General features: G+C 58.7%; 7 protein-coding genes and 2 pseudogenes. 2 read left to right on the forward strand and 7 right to left on the reverse strand.

Going from position 1 to position 6,336, the window contains the following annotated elements; genetic code table 11:
• The first annotated feature begins 47 nt into the window (after window positions 1–47).
• Together NKI52_RS32360 and NKI52_RS32365 are read left to right on the forward strand one after the other, a co-directional pair.
• Window positions 48–389 (forward strand): DDE-type integrase/transposase/recombinase, encoded by a 342-nt coding sequence (locus NKI52_RS32360; protein ID WP_352700840.1) that lies wholly within the window; start codon window positions 48–50, stop codon window positions 387–389.
• The gene (locus NKI52_RS32365) at window positions 361–495 is read left to right on the forward strand and encodes an integrase core domain-containing protein (protein ID WP_352700835.1); all 135 of its coding nucleotides are present in this window, start codon (window positions 361–363) and stop codon (window positions 493–495) included. Before NKI52_RS32360 ends, NKI52_RS32365 begins: the two co-directional genes overlap by 29 nt.
• Before the next feature lie 242 nt (window positions 496–737).
• Here the strand turns inward: NKI52_RS32365 and NKI52_RS32370 are convergent.
• The 7 genes and pseudogenes from NKI52_RS32370 to NKI52_RS32400 all read right to left on the reverse strand — a co-directional run.
• Window positions 738–1,004 (reverse strand): annotated as a pseudogene (locus NKI52_RS32370) (IS5/IS1182 family transposase); the annotation flags it as partial.
• Window positions 1,005–1,224: 220 nt separating this feature from the next.
• Window positions 1,225–2,001: an ectoine/hydroxyectoine ABC transporter ATP-binding protein EhuA gene (ehuA, locus tag NKI52_RS32375; protein WP_352700841.1), complete on the reverse strand. Its 777-nt coding sequence runs from the start codon at window positions 1,999–2,001 to the stop codon at window positions 1,225–1,227.
• Between the two features lie 106 nt (window positions 2,002–2,107).
• Window positions 2,108–2,776 carry an ectoine/hydroxyectoine ABC transporter permease subunit EhuD gene (ehuD, locus tag NKI52_RS32380; protein WP_352700836.1) on the reverse strand — a complete coding sequence of 223 codons (669 nt, stop codon included), beginning with the start codon at window positions 2,774–2,776 and terminating at the stop codon, window positions 2,108–2,110.
• Window positions 2,773–3,444 (reverse strand): ectoine/hydroxyectoine ABC transporter permease subunit EhuC, encoded by a 672-nt coding sequence (gene ehuC, locus NKI52_RS32385; protein ID WP_352700837.1) that lies wholly within the window; start codon window positions 3,442–3,444, stop codon window positions 2,773–2,775. Before ehuC ends, ehuD begins: the two co-directional genes overlap by 4 nt.
• Window positions 3,445–3,535: 91 nt before the next feature.
• Window positions 3,536–4,420, reverse strand: a complete 885-nt coding sequence (gene ehuB, locus NKI52_RS32390; RefSeq protein ID WP_352700838.1) for an ectoine/hydroxyectoine ABC transporter substrate-binding protein EhuB — start codon at window positions 4,418–4,420, stop codon at window positions 3,536–3,538.
• A 622-nt stretch (window positions 4,421–5,042) separates the two neighbouring features.
• On the reverse strand, window positions 5,043–5,366 hold the full coding sequence (locus NKI52_RS32395; protein WP_352700839.1) for a hypothetical protein: 324 nt from the start codon (window positions 5,364–5,366) through the stop codon (window positions 5,043–5,045).
• Window positions 5,367–5,828: 462 nt separating this feature from the next.
• A pseudogene (locus NKI52_RS32400) lies at window positions 5,829–6,255 on the reverse strand (transposase); the annotation flags it as partial.
• Window positions 6,256–6,336 lie beyond the last annotated feature (81 nt).

A 6,336-nucleotide genomic window follows, 5' to 3' on the forward strand; every position in this document is an offset into this window, starting at 1 on the left:
GGTCAAGCGTAAGGTCAAGTCCAGACACAAGCCGATCTCCGATCCCAATACAGGATCGGCAACCTCACAGATCGCGACCACTCCCGAAAGGTGGTCCCACAACAGCGCTTACCCCGAACCAGCTCTGGGTGAGCGACATAACATACGTGACGATTGCGGCGGGCTTCGTCTACGTCGCGGTCATTTTGGATGCCTGGTCACGCAAGGTCGTTGGTTACGCCATCGGTCGGTCGATCGACGCGCGCTTGACCGTTGCAGCATTGAAGGCGGCAATCGAACGACGAAAACCCGGACCGAGGGTCGCAATATGCCGCACTCCTCTACCGCAACGTTCTCGCCGAGCACGATCTTATTGGATCGATGGGCCGGCGCGGCAATCCCTACGATAATGCGAAAGCGGAAAGCTTCATGAAGACGATGAAGGTCGAAGCCGTCTATCCGATGGCCTACGAAACCTTCGCCGACGTCGCTGAGGACCTTCCCCGCTTTCATTGATGAGGTTTACCACACCCGCCGATTGCACTCAGCGCTCGGCTATCTCAGCCCGCAACAGTTCGAGGACCAACACGCCCGGCAGATGGTCAAAACTGCGGCTTGACCCTGTCCGGTCCGAGGGGCGCACTCCAGACGTGCGTTAAAAGTTTCAGAGCGGGCTCATTGCCGTACTTCGCGCTGACCGGTTTTCGCCCCGACGTGCCGAACGGAAAGAATTGACCCTCGCTCGATATTGTGGCCGAGACGAGGCGCCGCCAGTTATGAGCCAACCGAACGTTCTTGACCGTCCAACGCCTGAGCAGCACCTTGGAGCAGGCCTCGGTATCGATACGGCGCACTACCTCGATGACGAAATCGAGGAAGGTGGCTTTGTCCAGCAATTGCTTACGTTCGTATGCGCCGTCGGGGCAAGGATGCTTGATCCATGGCCAGCGCTTGCGGACAGCGTAGTGGATCATTTGCGCGCCGGCGCCATCAGAGATGTCGGCCGGCCTGAGATTGACCATCAGTCGATTTTTTGGACGATCATCCCGGCGTCTGCTACAGCCTCGCGGGCTAAGCCGGTGAGTACTAAAGGAGTTACTTCGCCGGCATTTACGAGAGAGGCCAAATTGCATCGTATTGTACGTATTCAATGAGCTTTAGGCGGACAGAGGGGTGGCACAACCCGCTTGGCTTCAGTCATTGCACAGCTCCCACCGTCCATCTGTTGGGGGAAGCCGGCGCTACCTACCTCGTCTCCAGCACGGCACTGAGGAACTGCCGCGTCCGCTCGTTCTGCGGATCGCCGAAGAACTGGTCGGGCGGGCCCTGCTCGGCGATCTGGCCACCGTAAAAGAAACAGACGCGGTCGGAGAACTCTTTGGCGAAGCCCATCTGGTGCGTGACCATCAGCATGGTGAGGTCATGCTCGGTGCCGAGCTTACGGATGACGTTAAGTACTTCCCCGACGAGTTCCGGATCGAGCGCCGAGGTCACCTCGTCGAACAGCATCACCTTGGGCCGCATGGCGAGCGCGCGGGCGATCGCCACGCGCTGCTTCTGCCCGCCGGAAAGCTGGATAGGGAACTGATTCTTCTTGTCGCCTAGCCCCACCAGGTCGAGCAGTTCGGCGGCGCGGGCTTCCGCCTCCTTCTTTGGCAGCCCCAGCACAGAAACCGGCGCCTCCATACAGTTTTGCAACGCGGTCATGTGGGGAAAGAGATTGAAGTGCTGGAACACCATGCCGATCTTGCCGCGCACGCGCCTGAGATGTCGGTCGCTCGCCGGCACCATCTGGCCATTCTTCTGCATATGTGTAAGCGGCTCGCCATCGACCCAGATGCCCCCCCCCTCGATGCGCTCTAGCGTCATCAGCATGCGCAGCACAGTGGTCTTGCCCGAGCCCGAAGGGCCGATGATACAAACCTTCTCGTTGCGCGCAATGTCGAGATTGAGCTTGTCCAGCACGGTCAGCGCGCCGTAGCGTTTCGTGACATTTTCGAAGCGGACCATGGGTTGGTTCATGACTTTCTCTATGCACGCCATGTCGGGATTATCCAGCGCGGTCAGCGCGCCCCAGGGTTTGGCGGCGTTCTCAAATTGGACGATTTGCTTGTTCATGACGGACATCCTACTGCAGGTGGTAGCGGCGGTTGAGCCATAGGCTCACCGACTGCACGATCGCGGAGGCGACCAGGCTAAACACGAGGTAGAAGAAGCCGGCCATGGTGATCGCCTCGACATAACGATAGTTCTCGCCCCCGAAATTCTTCGCCTGCTGCAGCATTTCAAGGATGGCGATGGCGGCAAGAATCGGCGTGTCCTTGAACATGCCGATGAAGTAATTCCCCAGCCCGGGCACGATCGGCGGAATGGCCTGCGGCAGGATGATGACGCGCCACTTGCGGGCGCGCGACAGGTTAAGGGCGGTGCTCGCCTCCCACTGACCGCCGTCCACGGCTTCGATGCCGGCGCGGTAGACCTCCGAGCAATAGGCCGCGTAGTGGATGCCGAGCATGGCAATGCCGACGTTCCACGCCGGAATGAAGATGCCGAATTGGGGTCCGACGTAATAGAGGAAGAACACTTGAAGCAGCACTGGCGTCGAACGGATGAACTCCACGATCTCTGTCATGCCGATTGACACGTAGCGGTTAGGAGACTGGCGGATTAGCGCAAAGACCAGACCCAGCACCAGCGCGATCGCGAAGCCGAGCAGCGTGGCCTGAACGGTGACGATCGCGCCGCGGTAGAGATACGGTGACGCCTCCCAGACGTATGCCCAATCCCAGAAACTCATGCCAGCGCCTCTCGCACGAAGCCCCCCGAGAGGCGGCGCTCTAGCCATCGCACGAAGGGCGTGATCAGGGCGCGCGCGATGAAGTAGTATCCAAACAGCGCCACCCCGAAGAACAGCAGGTAGTTGCCGGTGGCGTTAGCCGCAAGCTTTGAGGCGGCGGTGAACTCGGTGATAGAGATGAAGAAGACGAGTGAGGTTCCCTGCAGCACCCCGATCAATACATTGCCCCAGGGCGGCAGCAAGGCGCGGATCGCCTGGGGCAGTACGATGCGGCGCATCATGGTGAGCCGGGGAAAGTTAAGCGCGACGCTCGCTTCATATTGGCCGCGGTCAACCGCCTGGATGGCGGAGCGCACCAGCTCGGCGCCGTAGCCGGAGTGGCACATGCCGATGCCGAGGATGGCGACGGTCCACGGCGAGAGGTAAATACCGAAGATCGGCAGCACGAAGAACCACCAGTAGACCTGCACCAGCAGCGACGTTCCCCGAAACAATTCGATATAGGCGATGGCCGCCCAGCGCAGCGGCCATAGGCGCGAAAGTCGGATGAGGCCGATAATCACCGACAGGACCGTCCCCACCAGAGATGCCCCGAGGGTTATGATGAGGGTGTTCATGACGCCCTCGGCGAGTGCCTCCACGCTGAAGCCTCTCACGAATTGGTTCATGTCATCGTCCTTCGTTCATGTCATCGTCCGCTGCTGGGGCGCTCCCGGACTTGAACCGGGAGCGCGGCATGCCTGCAATCCCGGCCTGGCTTCAGCCCTTGCAGAGCTCAGCGGTCGTGCGGCCGTTCGGCAACAACAACTTATCGTATCCGTAAGTGCTGACCGACGCCAGCATCTCATCCGAGCCGATATATCCTTCCATCACCGCGTTGATCGCATCGACTGCGGCTTGGTCATTGAGCGGTAAGGCGAAAGCGGAGTAGTTCTGCTTGCCCGACTCGGTGTACGGACTGGCTAGGTGGAGGCTCTCATCGTTGTTGACAGCTTTCTTCAGAGTCAAGTAGTCGCCCGCCCCGGCATCGGCACGGCCGGCCTTAACAGCCTGGAGAATTTCTGGATAGCCGGGGACTTGCATGAGCTTGTCGTCGGGGATGCCCACATCGCGCGCGCTCTTTAGCGACGCAAACCCAGAGCCTGTGACTAGGGTCAAACCCTTATCGCGTACATCTTCCATGGAATGCAGTCCTTTCGGGTTGCCCCTGGGCACGACCATTGAATTTACTCCAACGTTGATCGGATCGGTGAACAGCACATTGCGGCAGCGCTCAGGCAGGACGTACATGGCGTCCGAGATGACGTCGTAGCGACCAGCTTGCAGGCCGGGGATGAGTGAGCCCCATTCGGTCACGACCGGCTCGATCTTGGTGGCGCCCATCTTCTTTAGAACAGCCAGTAAAATGGTATTGCTTATGCCAAGCGGTTCGTTGTTGCCCCCGGAATAGGCCCAAGGGGGGTCATCAGAGTAGCCGATACGAATTGCCTCTCCGTTCTTGATCTTTTCGAGCAGGGATGTCGCCGAGGCAGAAACGGCAAATGAGCCGATTGCCATCGCCGTTATACCCAACACAACAATTCCCTTCAGAACTACACGCCTAAAAAGATTACTCTTGCATTCGACGCCTTGCCACTTGTTCATTAGTGACTCCTTCCTTTTCGTTTGGCCGCTTGTCCCACCGGAAGACACCGAGATGACGCCCAGTCCATTGGAACATGGACTGCAATGCGGCTGTTCCCCATTTGCCAGAATGATATGTTTGGTTGTGATCTATAGCTCCTTTCTCTCTTCCACGTCTTTGACTTGCGATGGATTATTTCGGCCGCATCCTATACTAGGCGATATAATGTAGGGAGAATTGAGAAGCCGTCGCACCTTCGTCATTGATTTCATCTCCTGAAAAGAGTTTTCTTCTGAAGAAACTCGCAGTGACTCTTGTGCGCTCATGGAGCCAATGTCAACACTAGAAAAGTTTTTTTAAATGCCGGCTGATCTGGGGCACTAGATGGGTAACATGTGTGTCGTGCGAGGAAGGCACATACTTTCCGTATTCGACGCGCGCTAGCAAACCGAGCAAGCGATGAGTGATACGACCAGCGACTGTTTCAATTCCTCACCAAGCCGAGATTGAAGCGATCTCGGCCTGGCCGACGCTGCCGGGGGGCTGCTGCAGCCGTCGCAGATGCCTACCCAGTAGCTGGGCCGTTCGACATAGAACCAATGCTTTTCCGAGACGAAATCGGACGCCTATTCCAATGCCCGGCTAATTCTCGCGCGTCCGGTTTTTGATCGGAATGCCTCCCGGCAAATCGTCGGAATCCAGACGCATATCTTCAATTGAAGGAATCCGTACTTGCCAAGGCAAAACCGTGCTTGCATCAAGGCCGAACGACGATTTCGACCGAACGACCGGCTTCTGGAATTCCTGACCGCCCTTGAGGATGAGAACTGCGCCTAGGGTCAACGACGACCATACTTGGAAACGCCGGCGAAGCGCTTCATACTTACAATCAGAAGAGGCGCTCGCCATGTTCGGCGCTCGGCATAGACCGCCAATGACCGCCCTCGATCCCAACGCCTGGCTCACGCATCCTCGATCGCGTGGCGGAACAATCGAGTCGACGAGCTCGTCGGAACTTCAAATGCTTGCGCATAGACATGTAGCGCTTTCACTTAAGCGTAAACTCTGAAATCGTCATATGTCGAAGCCCTCAAAGGCGTCGAACATCGTCCCTTACATCCACGCGCGAAAGGTGCCGCCGGAATAGCGCTCTGATGTCCGTTGTCAAGGTTTGGAACGTGCGTGTCCAGCCGATCGAGAGGTCGGTTGTTCATCGTGATGATCGCGCATGGGTAGAGGCGGAACTGAAGGACGTCGGTGATCAAGCTCTGATGCGCGCATTGGCTACCGCATTCCCGATTATGCATCCGGGGCTGTTCCTATCTTGCTGCGGGCGTCGGCCATTGCCTGCCACAAAGCGTCGGACCGGGCATTCCCCTGCCGGGTCCCGCCTCCGCCCATGCGCGAGATGAAAGCCATCGCAGCGGTCTACGACCTGCTCGCCTGCGCCTCCCGTGCAACGGCCCACATGAAGCCGACCAGTTCGCGGGCGATCGCGGTGCGGACCACCGTTGTCCTCTTGCCCCGTCCACTCAACATTCGATAGCGGGCGGTCAGCCGGGTCTGCGCCTTCCAGTCGATCTCCCGCACCTTCGGTGATGCCTGCTCCAGACGGTACAGCTTCTTCGCACCGACCATCGGCGGATGCCTAAGGTCCATGCGCTCTCGACCAGCATATGGCGAACGCGACGTTGCCTGCCTTGGTGATGCCGCCCCGTCTGACTGTCTCGCCGGTCGATCGTTCGCCGGGAACGAGGCCGAGATATCCCATGAGTTGGCGCGGGCTCTCGAAGCGGCGTATGTCGCCAATCTCGGTGGCGAACGTCGCAGCAACGATCAGGCCTACGCCCCGCAGGCGGCGGCTCGGCACCCTGCCGGCGACGCCGTTTGAATACGCTGAGTGGAACCGGCGAAGGTGCATCCCGACTATAATCAG

Source organism: Mesorhizobium sp. M0590, assembly GCF_040320905.1.
Classification (GTDB): domain Bacteria; phylum Pseudomonadota; class Alphaproteobacteria; order Rhizobiales; family Rhizobiaceae; genus Mesorhizobium.